This window comes from Avibacterium avium (assembly GCF_900454535.1).
Classification (GTDB): domain Bacteria; phylum Pseudomonadota; class Gammaproteobacteria; order Enterobacterales; family Pasteurellaceae; genus Avibacterium; species Avibacterium avium.
In genome coordinates this window covers 1-16,256 of record NZ_UGSP01000001.1, presented here as the reverse complement: position 1 = coordinate 16,256, position 16,256 = coordinate 1, and the positions used below count along the sequence as shown (strand labels likewise).

The 16,256-nt window shown below is 41.9% G+C and carries 13 protein-coding genes; 5 read left to right on the top strand and 8 right to left on the bottom strand.

Annotated features, from left to right (window positions below):
* The first annotated feature begins 117 nt into the window (after positions 1-117).
* The gene (locus DYC50_RS00070) at positions 118-750 is read left to right on the top strand and encodes a hypothetical protein (protein ID WP_115248519.1); all 633 of its coding nucleotides are present in this window, start codon (positions 118-120) and stop codon (positions 748-750) included.
* 45 nt (positions 751-795) lie between these two features.
* Here DYC50_RS00070 and DYC50_RS00065 read toward each other — a convergent pair whose 3' ends face one another.
* The 3 genes from DYC50_RS00065 to ppdD form a co-directional block, all read right to left on the bottom strand.
* Positions 796-1,080, bottom strand: a complete 285-nt coding sequence (locus tag DYC50_RS00065; RefSeq protein WP_147284848.1) for a glycosyltransferase family 9 protein — start codon at positions 1,078-1,080, stop codon at positions 796-798.
* 94 nt (positions 1,081-1,174) lie between these two features.
* Positions 1,175-2,578, bottom strand: a complete 1,404-nt coding sequence (locus tag DYC50_RS00060) for a GspE/PulE family protein (RefSeq protein ID WP_115248517.1) — start codon at positions 2,576-2,578, stop codon at positions 1,175-1,177.
* An 11-nt stretch (positions 2,579-2,589) separates the two neighbouring features.
* Positions 2,590-3,021 (bottom strand): prepilin peptidase-dependent pilin, encoded by a 432-nt coding sequence (gene ppdD, locus DYC50_RS00055; protein WP_115248516.1) that lies wholly within the window; start codon positions 3,019-3,021, stop codon positions 2,590-2,592.
* Positions 3,022-3,178: 157 nt separating this feature from the next.
* Here ppdD and ampD point away from each other — a divergent pair, with 157 nt between their 5' ends.
* Complete coding sequence (ampD, locus tag DYC50_RS00050) at positions 3,179-3,739, top strand: 1,6-anhydro-N-acetylmuramyl-L-alanine amidase AmpD (RefSeq protein WP_115248515.1); 561 nt, start codon at positions 3,179-3,181, stop codon at positions 3,737-3,739.
* A 61-nt stretch (positions 3,740-3,800) separates the two neighbouring features.
* On the opposite strand, the gene ushA is transcribed toward ampD, so the two are convergent.
* A complete protein-coding gene (gene ushA / locus DYC50_RS00045) occupies positions 3,801-5,459 on the bottom strand; it encodes a bifunctional UDP-sugar hydrolase/5'-nucleotidase UshA (protein WP_115248514.1) in 1,659 nt (552 codons plus the stop codon).
* Positions 5,460-5,533: 74 nt separating this feature from the next.
* Positions 5,534-7,171, bottom strand: coding sequence for a glutamine hydrolyzing CTP synthase (gene pyrG, locus DYC50_RS00040; RefSeq protein WP_115248513.1), 1,638 nt, complete (start codon positions 7,169-7,171; stop codon positions 5,534-5,536).
* Between the two features lie 277 nt (positions 7,172-7,448).
* Between pyrG and DYC50_RS00035 the strand changes: the two genes are divergently transcribed.
* From DYC50_RS00035 to acrB, 3 genes are read left to right on the top strand one after another with little or no spacing between them, the layout of a single operon-like run.
* Positions 7,449-8,015, top strand: coding sequence for a TetR/AcrR family transcriptional regulator (locus DYC50_RS00035; protein WP_115248512.1), 567 nt, complete (start codon positions 7,449-7,451; stop codon positions 8,013-8,015).
* Positions 8,016-8,045: 30 nt separating this feature from the next.
* Complete coding sequence (gene acrA / locus DYC50_RS00030) at positions 8,046-9,272, top strand: multidrug efflux RND transporter periplasmic adaptor subunit AcrA (protein WP_115248511.1); 1,227 nt, start codon at positions 8,046-8,048, stop codon at positions 9,270-9,272.
* 14 nt (positions 9,273-9,286) lie between these two features.
* Positions 9,287-12,385 carry a multidrug efflux RND transporter permease subunit AcrB gene (acrB, locus tag DYC50_RS00025; RefSeq protein WP_115248510.1) on the top strand — a complete coding sequence of 1,033 codons (3,099 nt, stop codon included), beginning with the start codon at positions 9,287-9,289 and terminating at the stop codon, positions 12,383-12,385.
* 315 nt (positions 12,386-12,700) lie between these two features.
* Here the strand turns inward: acrB and recF are convergent, their stop codons facing one another.
* From recF to dnaA, 3 genes are read right to left on the bottom strand one after another with little or no spacing between them, the layout of a single operon-like run.
* The gene (gene recF, locus DYC50_RS00015; protein WP_115248509.1) at positions 12,701-13,780 is read right to left on the bottom strand and encodes a DNA replication/repair protein RecF; all 1,080 of its coding nucleotides are present in this window, start codon (positions 13,778-13,780) and stop codon (positions 12,701-12,703) included.
* Positions 13,781-13,783: 3 nt separating this feature from the next.
* A complete protein-coding gene (gene dnaN / locus DYC50_RS00010; protein WP_115248508.1) occupies positions 13,784-14,884 on the bottom strand; it encodes a DNA polymerase III subunit beta in 1,101 nt (366 codons plus the stop codon).
* Between the two features lie 10 nt (positions 14,885-14,894).
* Positions 14,895-16,256 (bottom strand): chromosomal replication initiator protein DnaA, encoded by a 1,362-nt coding sequence (gene dnaA, locus DYC50_RS00005; protein ID WP_115248507.1) that lies wholly within the window; start codon positions 16,254-16,256, stop codon positions 14,895-14,897.

The following is a 16,256-nucleotide window of genomic DNA, read 5'->3' as shown; positions in this document are numbered from 1 at the left end:
CATAAATTAGGCGAAAAATTCGCCTAATTTTCACCGCACTTTTTTTTGCAATGAACTATTGTTCTGCAATGCAATCTAAATAAACACTTCATTTAATTAGTATTAGAAGGAATGTTAATGAAACTATTCAGAGTGCTTTTGCTTAGCTTGTTTGCTTTGCCTAATGCGTGGGCAAATTTAGATACCAATATCAAATACAGCTCAAATTATTTAATGCCTGCTTATGTGCATTTTAACGCCAACGGATCGCAATATCGCGTTGATGCTAAGATCAATATTCCGTTGTATAACATTGAATTCAAATCCGTTGGGACGCAAAGCAAAACGGATTTTAAAATGACCAATTACCAAGATGTGCGTAACGGTAAGCCTTATGCCAAAACGATCATCAAAGGCAATGAAATTGCTTATGGTAAAGTGAAAAACGGTTTGAAAAGCGAGCTACTTGAAATGCCAACCTTTGATTTATTCACAGTCGCGTTCCAGCTTAGCTATTACGATAAATTGCCGCAAAATTTCCAAATTACTAACGGCAAAAAATTGTATCCAATGAAAAATGTATTGGTGAAAAAAAGCGAACGAAAAGTAACGCGAGATAATCAATCGCACACTGAAATCACCTATCAATTCCGCACGGGTGAAAAATCTTTTGTAGTGAAAAAATACGCAGGCGAACAATTCCCGCGCTATATTTCCTACGATAAAGATGGCGATCATTATGAATTAACCTTTAGTGAATTTGTGAAATAAGGCTAGATCGCATCTAAAATAAAAATAGCCCCGCAGGGCTATTTTTTATTTGTGATTTTTAATTTCTTTTTTCAACGCTTTTGTTACATTTTTAATGACTGTTTGCCAGTTATAGTCGATGTATTGGCGGAATAATCGAACGGCATCATACCAAATGCTATCATCTCGATTGAGCAACCAGCGGTTATCTGGCGCATAATTGATTAAAATCCAAGTAGGTTTATGCATTGCTCCACTCAAATGCACAACAGATGTATCCGCAGAAATGACTAAATCAAGATTTTCAATAATCGCAGACGTATCAAAGAATGAGTTTATTTCATTGTTCAAGACGTTCACGTTTGAAAATTGTTCCAGAATAGCTAACTCATCAGGTTTAATATCTTTCTGTAAACAATAAAAATCTGCGCCTAATATGCGTTTACTAACTTCTCCCCAACACTCGCTCAAGTTCCGCTAAATCAGTGATATTTTGTTGTACTTTTTGTAAGCCGCTTGCTTTCAACGTAGGAAAATCTAGTTGATAAGAAAATTGTTGATTTTCAAAGTGCGGTTGTAAAAACTGATAAATTCCGCAGCGACCAGCATAACCCTGATGGCAATCACAAGGCGTTTGATGTGTGCATTTTTTCCGAATTAAACGCTGTGCAATGATTAATAATAAACTGTTTTCAATTTCATATTGTGCAATACCTAGTTGTTTTAAGCGAGCAATGGCTGACGGTGCATCGTTGGTGTGAAGGGTTGAAAGCACAAGATGGCCTGTTTGAGCAGCTCTTAGGGCGATGGAGGCGCTTTCCGCATCACGAATTTCTCCCAGCATAATAATATCGGGATCTTGGCGTAGAAAGGTACGCAGTAAGCGATTGAAATCTAGCCCTATTTGTGGATTGATTTGGGTTTGAATTACACCCGGTACGGTAATTTCAATGGGATCTTCGGCAGTGAGAATATGTTTTTCAGTGTCGTTGAGCCAATCAAGTGCGGTGTAAAGTGTAATACTTTTTCCGCTTCCTGTTGGGCCTGTTACTAAGATAAGTCCTTGTGGTTGTGATAAGGCTTGTTGCAGAGTGCGTTGCTGTGTTTCTGTCATACCAAGCTGGGTAAAATCTAATGAAATAGGCTTATTTTTTTGTAATCTGAGTACCGCTTTCTCACCATAAGTGGTGGGCAAGGTTGAAAGACGAAAATCTAGCACATCAGCAAAATGAGTTTTGAATTGAAAGCGTCCATCTTGTGGTAGGCGGGTTTCGCTAATATCTAGCCGAGCCAGCAGTTTTAAGCGAGAAATAATACGCTGTGCTAATCCCTCAGAGAGTGCTGGCTGACATTGCAATACGCCATCAATGCGGAAGCGAAGTTGTAGCGTTTCGGCCTGTGGTTCAATATGAATATCTGAGGCATTTTTTTGCAAGGCTTGCTCGAAAATTTGATTAAACAGCTGAATAACAGGTTCATCTTGATTCTCACTTTCAGTTTCTAAAGGCAATGCATCATTTTTGGGGATATAAAAATTTAGTATTGGTGAATCTTCTGCAACCTGAGGCGATAGATCCTTGAGAATCCGCTTTAATTCATTGCTATCAATCAGAACTGGCTCAATCAATTTACCCGTCATAAAAGCAAAGGTTTCACAGGCGGAGAGATTTTTTAAATCATCAATAGCAAGCCACAAGCAATGATCTTCTTCTTTAACGGGCAGAGCAAAATAACGTAGTAGAAGATCTTTTTGTTGACGATTTTTCTCCCATAAGTGCGGTGGAATTTTGATTTGTTTTCCATCCGCACGGTGCACAATACGGCTTGTTTCAAAGGCGTATGAGTTCATTTTTTAACCCTTTAGCGACAAAATCCAGCAGGGAAAAGTTCACTGGAATCACCACAGTTAGCCGACCAGCTTACTCCACTTGCGGCATCTCCTGTGGGGGTGAGAGTATAGCTGATACCATCAAGAGCGCCTTGCCCAGTTACGCTAATTGCGCCACTTTGTACGCTAATGGATGAGATTTTTCCACGATTGCTTAGTGCCGATTGAATCCCATTTGTGCCAGCATTACAGTTTTGCTTATTTCCCGTGTTGTAAATACATAATTCCACTTCAGAACGATAAGGGGATGCTGCTTGCAATAATTCAGAAATCGCTGCTTTTCGGGTGTAATTTTGGTAAGAGGGTATTGCGATGGTGGCAAGAATGGCAACAATGGCGATAACGATCATCAGTTCAATGAGTGTAAAGCCTTTTTTATAAATAGGGCGGTAAGCGAAAGACATTTTGACTCCTTAATAATGGCTTGTGATAAAATTCTTAATTACAATTGAGCAACATCAGATTGCGGTGAGAATTTTGTGCAAAGTAAAAAATAAAGGCAAAAAGCACCGCTCTTTTTCTCGATCTCGATCGCAAAAATAGAAATAAACAAGGCATTTTATGACACAAAATTGCATTATTACGCCACAGGGTTGGTTATCAGAAAGCAGGCAATGTCTTTCACCTCATCAAGATGAGCGCCCTGATTCTCAGGATATTTCCTTGTTGGTGATTCATTATATTAGTTTGCCTCCAGAGAAATTTGGCGGACGTTATATTGATGATTTTTTCCAAGGCAAGTTAGACATTCAGCAAGATCCTTATTTTGAAGAAATTAAAGATTTAAAAGTATCAGCACATTGTTTGATTAATCGTCAGGGGGAGATTACCCAATATGTGAGTTTTAATCGGCGCGCTTGGCACGCAGGCGTTTCACAATTTCAGGGGCGGGAGAAATGCAATGATTTCGCCATTGGGATTGAGCTAGAAGGAAGCAATAATCAGCCTTTTACCGATGAGCAATATCAGGCATTAGCCAGTTTGACCAAAGCGATTATGCTGGCTTACCCTAAAATCACCAAAGAACGCATTGTTGGACATAGTGATATTGCGCCAGAAAGAAAGATTGATCCTGGCCAGTATTTTGATTGGCAGCGTTATTTAGCGCTGTTAGATCAATAGTTAGCATAAAAAAACGTGCTTATGCGGATATAAGCACGTTTTTATGTAAAGCTAAATTGAATTAGTCTTTATAAACAATACCTTCATTTGCTTTGAAGTCTTCAATTTTGATTGGTGAATTTTCTTCAAAGTAGTTTTTCAGGCTGTCGGCGTCCACAAATCCAGTGTTTACATAGCTTGCAAGGTTGCTAACAACTGGGTAGCCATCGCCACCAGCGGCACAATAGCTTGGTAATGACACGCGGTAGGTTTTATTTGGATCAACTGCTTTACCGCCAATTTTAACATCAGAAATAGTTTGCGCTTTGCGATCCACTACCATTGTAACGCCGTAGAATTGTGGGTAAGCGCCTGAATCAACAGATTTCAGTGCAACAACTTTTAGATAATCAAGTAAGTCTTTGCCATTCATTTCAAAAGAGCTAATGATATTGCCGAATGGTTGAACAGTTAGAATATCTTTATAGGTTACATCGCCCGCTTCGATAGAAGCACGGATACCGCCTGAGTTCATAATCCCTACATCAGCTTTGGCACGTTCAGCTTGTGAGCGAGCAATGAGCTGACCAAGGTTAGTTTGGTGGAAACGGATTACATTGCGATCCCCTTCTAACTTACCATTTACTTTTCCGACCACTTGACCAAGAAGTTTATCCCCTTTATCTTGGTAAGTTTTTAAGTGGGCAAGTAGGGCTTTATCTGCAGGAATTTCTTCTTGATAAAGCACATATTCACTTGAACCATCTTCTTTTTTCACTTTCTTTTTCAAGTTCACTGGAATCAGCTCATAGCGCTCAAGGGTAAGCTTGCCATTTTTAAAGCTGAAGTCTGCACGGCCAAGATATTTACCCCATTCGCCCGCTTGCATAATCCACGTATTCTTTTCTAAGGCGGGTTTACAGCTATCACCAGGTTTAAATTTATCGTTAAAACTTCCATCATCATTAATACAAACGGTATCGTGGCTATGACCACCGATCACAACATCAAAAGCCCCTTGTGGCAATTCACGCACCATTGACACATCGCCTGGTGCATTTGAGCCAAATTGTGCATCGTGATAGTAGCCCATATGGGTTAAAGCAATTTTGACATCAGGCTTTTCTTTATCGGCGAGTTCAGCAAGCACTTTTTTCGCACTATCAGCAGGGCGTTCAAATTTCACCGCAGACATAAATTCTGGATTACCTAGTTTTTCCGTATCTTCAGTGGTTAAGCCAACAACCGCTACTTTTAAGCCTTGTTTTTGTAAAATGGTATAAGGTTTTACCAATAAATCGCCTGTTTTCTTATTGTAAACATTGGCCGCTAAGAATGGGAAGTTTGCCCATTTCTCTTGCATATCTAATAATTGCAATGGGTTATCAAATTCGTGGTTACCTAAGGTCAGCGCTTCATAACCCATCATATTTAAGGCTTCAATATCTGGCTTAGCATTTTGTAAATCGGATTCAGGCACGCCGGTATTAAAATCACCAGCATTAAGCAAAATCACTTCACCGCCTTTTTCGGCCACTTCTTTACGAATGCGATCAATCAAGGTTTTTTGCGCAGCAAGACCGTACTCGCCATTTTTGTTTTGCCAGTAATGACCGTGTAAGTCATTAGTGTGTAAAAGGGTGAATTGGTAGGTTTTGTCTTGCTCGTAGGCATAGCTCACGTTAGATAGTGTGAACAATGAAGCTAACGCCGAGAAAGTAAATAATGTTGTGCGTTTCATTTTTTCTCCTGATTATGATGAAAGAATTTTAGCTGAAAAAATAACCGCAAAAAGAGCGGTCATTTTTTTCAAAATTAATGATTTTTTTGTTTATGCTCAGCAAATGCCGCCTTCACAAAACCTTCAAACAATGGGTGTCCATCGCGTGGAGTTGAAGTAAATTCAGGGTGGAACTGACAAGCCACAAACCAAGGGTGTTCAGGCACTTCAATAATTTCCACCAGTTTTTTATCCGCAGATAATCCGGTAACTTTTAAACCTGCTTTTTCAATTTGTGGCAACAGGGTATTGTTTACTTCGTAACGATGACGATGACGCTCTTCAATGGTTTCCGCACCATAGAGTTCACGCGCACGGCTATCTTCGGCGAGATGACATTGTTGCGCGCCTAAACGCATTGTGCCACCAAGATCGGAATTGTCGTTACGGGTTTCAATATTGCCTTCCGCATCTTGCCATTCGGTAATCAAACCGACCACAGGCTGTTTGCAGTTTTTATCAAATTCAGTGGAATTGGCTTCGGTTAATCCCGCTTTATGGCGTGCGTATTCAATTAAAGCCACTTGCATTCCTAAACAAATGCCTAAGTAAGGAATGTTGTTTTCACGCGCATATTGTGCGGTGCGAATTTTGCCTTCCACGCCACGATAGCCAAAGCCACCAGGTACTAAAATACCATCTAAGCCTTTCAATACTTCTGTGCCTTTGCTTTCCACATCTTCAGAATCAATGTATTTAATATTGACGTTCAAACGATTTTTCAAGCCACCGTGTTTTAATGCTTCATTCACTGATTTATAGGCATCAGGCAATTCAGTATATTTACCCACCATACCAATGGTTACTTCACCTGTCGGGTTGGCTTGCTGATAAAGTACTTGCTCCCATTCACTTAAATCTGCTTCAGGGCAATTCAAATGGAAACGCTGACAAATAAACTCATCTAAACCTTGAGATTTCAGTAAGGCTGGAATTTGATAAATGGAATTCACGTCTTTTAACGAAATCACCGCGCGTTCTGGTACATTACAGAATAAGGCGATTTTAGCGCGCTCATTCGGTGGAACCATACGATCAGAACGGCAAATTAACACATCAGGCTGAATACCAATAGATAGCAATTCTTTCACTGAGTGTTGCGTTGGTTTGGTTTTTACTTCCCCTGCCGTTGGAATATAAGGCACAAGGGTTAAGTGCATAAAGATCGTACGCTCACGCCCCACTTGCACTGCAAGCTGACGCAAGGCTTCTAAGAAAGGTAAGGACTCAATATCCCCCACTGTGCCGCCCACTTCGACAATCGCGACATCGTGGCCAGCAGCACCGTCAATCACACGGGCTTTAATTTCGTTGGTGATATGTGGGATCACTTGAATGGTCGCACCAAGATAATCACCACGGCGCTCTTTGCGTAACACTTCAGAATAAATTTTACCGGTGGTGAAATTGTTGCGTTTGGTCATTTTGGTGCGAATAAAACGCTCATAATGCCCTAAGTCAAGATCGGTTTCTGCGCCGTCTTGGGTTACAAACACTTCGCCGTGTTGCGTTGGACTCATTGTGCCGGGATCCACATTAATATAAGGATCCAGCTTCATAATGGTTACATTCAAACCACGGGCTTCTAAAATTGCCGCCAGAGATGCCGCAGCAATACCTTTACCTAGGGAAGAAACAACACCGCCCGTTACAAAAATATAATTGGTAGCCATAATCGAACCTAATTTGTTGAGATGAAAGTTGATAATCATTGTAATAAGACGGGACGTTAGTTTACAGCAAAGGGCAGTTAAACTCAATCATCAAGCAAAGATTTTTATCCTGAGAATAGACGCAAAAGAGCGGTGAAAAAAAGAAAATTTTTCGCTTATTTTTTGATTTATTTATTGCGTTAAAATAAAAAATCATTAAAATGAACGAACGTTCATTCAGTCCATTCTTTTTTTACTGTTTGTACTTCTTTTTCCCAATTTTTTTAAGGTTATTTCAATGCGTCAATCTGAAAATGAGATGACCGAGCAAATCTTTTTGGCCACAGAGCGGCTGATGGCAGCAGGTGGATTGCATAATTTGTCGATGCACAAAATTGCCAAAGAAGCCAATATTTCTGCGGGAACAATTTATATTTACTTCAAAAGTAAAGAAGAATTGCTAAAGGAATTTGCTCGCAGGGTGTTCACCCTTTTTTCTAAGGAATTAGAAAAAAATTACGATGAAAACCAACCGCACTTTGAACAATATCGTCAAATGTGGTGGAACATTTGGCATTATTTACAAAACAATCCAATGATTGTGGTGAATATGAGCCAATATCAGTCCTTACCTGATTTTTATGAAGTCTGTACGGAGCTGGAAACAGAAAGCCTTTGGTATGCCTTTTGTGAACAGGCAAAGAAAGCTGGGGTGCTATGCGATTTACCGCATAAGATTTTGTTTTCATTAGGTTTAGAAAGTGCGATTAATCTGGCCTTAGATCAAGCCTTTTTCAAAACTGAAATGAAAGACGGTATGTTAGAAGAAGTGATCGCAAGAACTTGGCGTTCAATTCAAAAATAGTTTAGTGATTTTGTTTTATGGAGTTTTTTTATGAGTCTTAATACTCAACCCGTTCAACCTAAAACACAAAAGCGTTCGCACGTTTTTTGGGTGAAGTTGATCCTCATCGTGGCGGCATTAATTTTTATTGCAATGATTGCGGCAAATATCTTTAAAGGAAAAATGATTGGTCAATATTTGGCAAGTATGCCAGAAACCGCCAACCCAGTTACCGCAATGAAAGTAGAAGCGAGAGAATGGACGCCAGTGATTGAAACCACAGGCTTAGTTCGTCCAAATCAAGGGGCGATGCTAAGTGCGCAAACCGCAGGCACAGTTGCCAACGTGTTGGTGCAATCAGGCCAAGCCGTGAAAAAAGGCGATGTGTTAGTACAGTTAGACAGCTCAGTGGAACAGGCAAATTTATCTGCTTCTCAAGCTCAGCTTTCTTCTGTGAAACAAACCTATCAACGCTATCTCAATCTTTATAAAACCAAAAGCGTGTCGCAACAGGAATTGGATAATGCCAAAGCCAGTTACGATGCCTTAGTTGCGAATATTGATGCGTTAAAAGCTACCATTGAACGCCGCCAAATTGTTGCACCTTTTGATGGCGTAGCAGGGATTGTGAAAGTGAACGTAGGGCAATACGTTACTTTAGGCAGCCCAATTGTACGCGTGGAAGATCGTAGCCAAATGAAAGTGGATTTCTCCGTAGCACAAAATTCCTTAGAGCAATTACACTTAGATCAAAAAGTTACTGCAACGGCGGACGCTCTTTTAGGGGAAACCTTTGGCGCAAAAATCACCGCGATTGAGCCAGCAATTAATGGTTCAACAGGTTTAATTGATGTGCAAGCGACCTTTGATCAGCCTGAGGGCGAAAAATTATTATCAGGAATGTTTACCCGTTTACGCATTGCCTTGCCAACAGAGCGCAACCAAGTTGTCGTGCCACAAGTGGCGGTGAGCTACAATATGTATGGAGAAATCGCCTACGTTTTAACCGCACTTTCTGATGAAGATAAACAGAAGTTATTAGATAACGATAAATTCCCGCACAAAGATGACATTGATAAAGTCTATCGAGCCAAACAAATCACTGTATTCACCAAAGATCGCCAAGGCATTTATGCCCAATTAAAAGGCGATGATGTGAAAGTGGGTGATTTAATCATCACAGGCGGTCAGCAACGCATCGGTAACGGCAGCTTAGTGTTTGTTACTGATAAAGCAGGCGTGGGAACAAGCGAACCTGTGAAGAAAACCAATCTTTAATTAGGAAATAGCGAATGAAATTTACAGATATATTTATTCGTCGCCCCATTTTAGCGGTTTCGATTAGCTTGCTGATTGTGATTTTAGGTTTGCAAGCCATTTCGAAATTGACGGTGCGTGAATATCCTAAAATGACTACCACGGTAATTAATGTTACCACCACTTACCCCGGGGCAGATGCCAATCTGATCCAAGCCTTTATTACGTCAAAATTAGAAGAAGCAGTGGCGCAGGCGGATAATATTGATTATATGTCCTCTGAAAGCCGTCCAAATGTGTCTTCGATTACGGTAAAAATGAAACTGAACACCGATCCAAACGCCGCGCTAGCTGATGTGTTAGCGAAGGTGAACTCGGTGCGTTCTGCTTTGCCAAGTGGTATTGATGATCCTGCGATTACGTCTTCCACTGGGGGATCGGGGATTATGTACATCAGTTTCCGTTCCAACAAGTTAGATGCAAGCCAAGTTACCGACTATATTGAACGTGTGGTGAAGCCGCAGTTCTTTACCGTAGAAGGGGTGGCAAAAGTGTCGATTTTTGGGGCATCACAATATGCAATGCGTATTTGGTTAGATCCGCAAAAAATGGCATCGCAAAATCTTTCTGCGCCAGAAGTGATGGCGGCATTATCAGCCAATAACGTGCAAACCGCCGCGGGGAATGATAACGGTTATTTCACGGTATATAAAAACAAAGTGGAAACCACCACGAAAACCGTAGAGCAGTTGCAAAATCTGATCGTGTATTCAAAAGGCGATAACCTCGTGCGTTTGCGTGATATTGCCGATGTGGAATTAAACAAAGAAAGTGATGACAGCCGCGCGGTGGCGAATGGTTCGGATTCCGTGGTGTTAGCCATTGATCCTGCATCAACGGCAAATCCATTAACGGTGGCAGAAAATATTCGTCCGTTATACGAAAGCATTAAACGCAATTTGCCAGATAGCATTGAAACGGACATTCTTTACGACCGCACCATTGCGATTAACAGCTCCATTGATGAAGTGGTAAAAACCATTTTAGAAGCAACCATTATTGTATTGGTGGTGATCACGCTATTTATTGGTTCATTCCGTGCTATTTTGATCCCAGTTATTACCATTCCGATTTCTTTGATCGGGGTAATAATGATGTTGCAAGCCTTTGATTTCTCCATCAACTTGATGACCTTGCTGGCCTTAATTCTGGCCATCGGCTTGGTGGTGGACGATGCGATTGTGGTGCTAGAAAACGTGGATCGCCATATTAAACTGGGTGAAACGCCGTTCCGTGCTGCGATCATCGGTACAAGAGAAATTGCAACGCCAGTTATTTCAATGACTATCGCCTTGATTGCGGTGTATTCCCCAATGGCATTAATGAGTGGGATCACAGGTTCATTGTTTAAAGAATTTGCCCTCACTCTTGCAGGTGCGGTGTTTATTTCAGGGATTGTGGCATTAACCCTTTCCCCAATGATGAGTAGTAAATTGCTCAAACCGCATACTGAGCCATCAAAACTTGAGCAACGTATTGAAAATACTTTAGGAAAATTGACCCGCACTTATGAATATTTGCTTGGTATTGTAATGAATAGCCGCAAATTTGTGTTGGCCTTTGCCGTGGTGATTTTTGCCACCTTGCCAATGTTGTTTAATTCCCTTTCCAGTGAATTAACCCCTGCGGAAGACAAAGGCGCATTTCTCGCCTTAGGGACAGCGCCAGCGAATGTAAACGTGGATTATGTGCAAGGGGCAATGAAAGGGTATGAAGACATCTTGAAAAACACCGAAGAAGTGGGTTTTTCAATGGTTATTTCTGGTGCGCCAGCGTCTAACCAATCACTCAACGTGGTAACCTTAAAAGACTGGAAAGAACGCAGCCGCAAACAAAGCGAAGTGTTAGCAGAGCTAAACAAAAAAGCACAAGCGATTCCAGAAATTTCAGTGAGTGGCTTCGCCTTTCCTGAAATTGAAACAGGGGAACAAGGCCCGCCAGTAAGTTTTGTGATTAGCACTGCGAAAGATTACAAAGAGTTGGCTGAAGTGGCAGGCACTTTCCTTGATAAAATGAAAAACTCTGGACAGTTTGTGTACACGACTTTAGCGTTGAAGTTTGATACTGCGCAAATGAAAGTAACCATTGATAAAGAGAAAGCGGGAACTTACGGCATATCAATGCAACAAATTAGCCAGACTTTAGGCAGCTATCTTTCTGCCGCCACCATCACCCGTGTGGACATTGATGGCCGTGCGTATAAAGTGATCTCGCAAGTAAAACGTAAAGATCGCCTTGCGCCAGAAAGTATGGATAACTACTTTGTGAAAGCAAGCAATGGTGAATCTGTGCCGTTAAGCAGCTTCTTAACCGTAACCCTTGAATCACAGCCAAGTTCATTACCGCGCTTTAGCCAGTTAAATTCCGCGATTATCGGTGCTGTGCCGTCACCAACCACCAGTATTGGTGATGTGGTGAAATGGTTACAAGACACCGCGAATCAGGATTTACCACAAGGCTATAACTACGACTTCAAAGGCGAAGCCCGTCAGTTAGTACAAGAAGGAAATGCTTTAGCGGTAACCTTTGCCCTTGCGGTGATTATCATTTTCTTAGTGTTAGCGATTCAATTTGAATCTATCCGCGATCCATTAGTGATTATGATTTCCGTACCCCTTGCGGTGAGTGGCGCATTACTTGCCTTGAATTTATTCAGCTTGCTTGGTGTGGCAGGGACAACCTTGAACATTTATTCGCAAGTGGGATTAATTACCCTTGTGGGCTTAATCACCAAGCACGGTATCTTAATGTGTGAAGTGGCAAAAGAAGAGCAACTTTATCACCATAAAAACCGTCGCGAAGCGATTATGGCCGCCGCGACAGTGCGTTTACGTCCAATTTTGATGACCACCGCTGCAATGATCGCAGGTTTAATCCCATTACTCTACGCCACAGGTGCAGGCGCGGTTTCTCGCTTTAGTATCGGGATTGTGATCGTAGCAGGGTTGGCAATTGGTACGCTATTTACCTTGTTCATCTTGCCAGTCATTTATACTTACATCGCAAGCGAACACAAACCATTGCCAGAGTTTGATGAAAATCAGCCTGCATTAGAAAATAATGCACAGCATTAATTAAGCATTAAAAATCAAAAGCTACCTTCGGGTAGCTTTTTTATTGACAGAACACCAGCACAAGTGCGGTGAGATTTTGCAGAATTTTCCAAAAAAGAGAAGAAAAACGCACCGCACTTTATATGAAAATAATGAGAGATCGCGAGCTGCAGCAACCGTCATCAGTATATGAACGAGAAATTTTATCTTCATTTGAACATTCTTTGATGGAAGAACAAGGTTTTTTGTAAGATATTTGAAGCGGTAAAATCAAAACCTATTCGCACGAAGAAGTGATGTCTGATTTGCGTAATCTGTTGAAAAAAAGAAAGAATATTACGATTTTTCTGTTAGTACACCATTTTGCACGCTAAAAGTGCGGTGTTTTTCGGGTTGCATTTCTTTGAGTTGGTTGTGAGTGATTGCGCTCACAAATACTTGTGAGCCACTTTGTTGTAAGCGTTCGGCAAGTAAGGCGCGTTTGGTTTTATCTAATTCAGACGCGAAATCGTCAATTAAGAAAATGCAATGGCGATCTTTTTGTTGGGTTAAGTGCTCTCCCTGTGCCAAACGCAAGGCGCACATTAGCAGTTTTAGTTGTCCGCGCGAAAGCACATCTTCTACGGGTAATCCATTGGCTTTAAAGCGAAAATCGGCTTTTTGTGGGCCAGATACGGTGTAGCCAATGGCACGATCACGCTCAAAATTTTGCCGTAATAACTCGGCGTAATCGCTATTTTTGTCCCAACCTTGGTGGAAGCTCACGCTGATTTCTAGTTCAGGTAGAAACAGTTGGCAAGTGCGCTCAATTTCAGGGCGTAAGGCTTCGGCATAATCGGCACGCCATTGGCTCACTTGGTTGGCGAGATTGACCAGTTCTTTATCCCAAATATGAATATGTTCGTAGCGAAAGGCTTGTTGCAAAGCGGCGTTGCGTTGCTTTAATAAGCGGTTAAGCTGGCTCCACACGGGGTGAAATTGACTGTGATGGTGAAACAATCCCCAATCTAAAAAAGCGCGGCGGTAGCTTGGGCCGCCGTTAAGCAAGGTGAGGCCTTCGGGGGTGATCATTTGCATTGGCAATAAATGGGCAAGATCAGCTATTTTTTTCGCTTCTTCACCGTTAATTTTAACCTGCGTGTTACCTTGACGGTGTTTTTGCAAACCCACTGACCATTGATGCTGTTGCTCTTGAATTTTGCCATACAGGGTGAAGTGGGGCTGTTCGTAAGAAATGATGCGATTTGCCACCGCACTTTTAAAAGAGCGTCCGTGAGCAAGATAAAAAATGGCTTCAAGCAAGCTGGTTTTGCCACTGCCATTGTTGCCTACTAAAAAGTTAAAGCCGTGGTCAAATTCCAGATCCACGGCGGTTAAATTGCGAAAGTTTTCAACAGTTAAGCGTGAAATTGCCATAGATTATAAACGCATCGGCATAATCACATATTCTGCGCTGTTATCGTCCACATCTTCAATTAAACAGCTTGATGAGGCGTCTGTTAAGCGCATACGCACTTGCTTACATTTGAGTGCATTTAGCACGTCGAGCAAATAGCTCACGTTGAAGCCCACTTCTAATTCATCGCCTTCATATTGAATATCGATCACTTCTTCGGCTTGTTCTTGTTCTGAGTTGCTTGCTGTAATGGTAAGTTGATTTCCTGCAAGCTGTAAACGCACGGTGCGAACTTTATCGTTGGACAAAATAGCTGCGCGGGCAAAGGCTTGTTTTAGGCTTTCCCAATCACCTACCATAATACGTTGCGCATTGCGTGGTAGCACGCGGCGATAATCAGGGAATGGGCCATCAATTAATTTTGAGGTGAAGATAATTTGCCCTAAATCAATGCGCAGATTATTCGTGCCGATTTGTACTTGTGCAGGCGAATCATTGGCTTCAAGCAAACGAGCCAGTTCAAGCACCCCTTTGCGTGGCAAAATAACAGAATGAATTTGTAAATCTTGCTCTAAGGCAATGGTGCAAACGGCAAGGCGGTGTCCGTCTGTGGCTACGGTGCGGATTAAATTTCCTTCAGTTTCAAATTTCATTCCATTTAGGAAATAACGCACATCTTGGTTTGCCATCGAAAATTGGGTGGCATCAATTAAACGGCGTAAGGTGGCTTGGGTGGTGGTGAAATCCACTTCGGCTTGCCAGTCAATGAGATTCGGATACTCATCGGCAGGCAGTGTGGTGAGGTTAAATTTACTGCGTCCACAATGAACTAATGCTCTTTCTTCTTCAAAACTCACGGTAATGTCTGAGCCATCAGGAAAACTACGGCAAATATCAAGAAATTTTTTCGCTGGAATAGTAAAGCGCCCATCTTGTGTTGCGCTATTTAATTGCGCTTGGGTTGAAAGCTCTACTTCCATATCCGTTCCAGTCATTGTTAGCGTTTGCCCACTAATGTTGAGCAATACATTGCTTAATACTGGTAAGGTTGGGCGGCTGCCTAATACGCCACATACTTGTTGTAAAGGTTTTAACAGATTTTCTCTTGATACAGTAAATTGCATAGTTGCGTCCTTAAGCTGATAAGGTTCGGATTAAATTAGACCAATCTTCTTGAATGCTTGGATCTTGTTGTTTGAGTTTATCCACACTGCGACAAGCGTGCAACACGGTAGTATGATCGCGATCACCAAAGCTGCTGCCAATTTCAGGGAAACTGCGGTTGGTGAGTTCACGCGACAGCGCCATTGCAATTTGGCGTGGGCGAGCCACGGATCGGGCGCGGCTTTTCGATTTAAGATCTGCCACTTTGATGCGGTAATATTCCGCCACTACTTTTTGGATATTTTCCACCGTTACTAATTTTTCTTGCAACGCCAGCATATCTTTGAGGGTTTCGCGCACAAAGTCAATAGTAATCGGCTTGCCGGTAAATTCCGCATTCGCGTGTACGCGGTTGAGCGCGCCTTCTAATTCACGCACGTTGGTGCGTAATTTCTCACCGATAAACAGCGCCACTTCTTCTGGTAAGCGCATATTTTTTTCTTCCGCTTTCTTCAATAAAATGGCGACACGAGTTTCAAGCTCTGGCGGCTCAATGGCAACACTTAACCCCCAGCCAAAACGGGATTTTAAGCGATCTTCGATCTTCTCTATCTCTTTTGGATAGCGGTCTGAGGTTAAGATAATTTGCCGACTGCTTTCAAATAAGGAGTTGAAAATATGGAAAAATTCTTCTTGCGTGCCATCTTTGCCAGCGAAGAATTGAATATCATCAATCAGCAAGGCATCTAAAGTGCGGTAGAATTTTTTGAAGTTTTCCATTTTGTCTTCTTGCAAGGCGCGGACATACTCTTGCATAAAACGTTCGGCGTGAATATAGATCACGCGCGCTTCAGGCTTGGTGGTTAAAATCCCATTGCCCACAGCGTGTAATAAGTGGGTTTTACCAAGCCCTGTGCCACCGTAAAGAAATAGCGGATTGGCGCTTTGCTCCCCAGGGTTAATCGCCACTTTTTGCGCCACGGCTCGGGCCAGTTGGTTGGATTTCCCCTCTACAAAGTTTTCAAAAATGTGCTTGGTATTTAAGTTAGAACGATAGCTGGTTTTTTGCTCGCTTGGCTGCGCTGGAGCATTATTCTGAGCGGCAGCAGGTGGCGGTGTGGTTTTACGCATTGCAGGTTTTGAACCTTCTTGCACTTTCACACTAAAATCCGCATTGCCAGAAAATTGCTGGGCTAAACGGCTGATTAATTCAAGATAATGAGTTTCCACCCAGTTTTTAACAAAAACGTTGGAGGCATATAACACCATATTGTTTTCACCCACAATATCAGCTTGCAATGGGCGTAACCAAGTGCTGAAATCCGTTGGTGAAACTTGATCTTGCAGTTGTGAAAGGCAATCCTGCCAAAGTGATGCGAGCGTGGTTTTCAT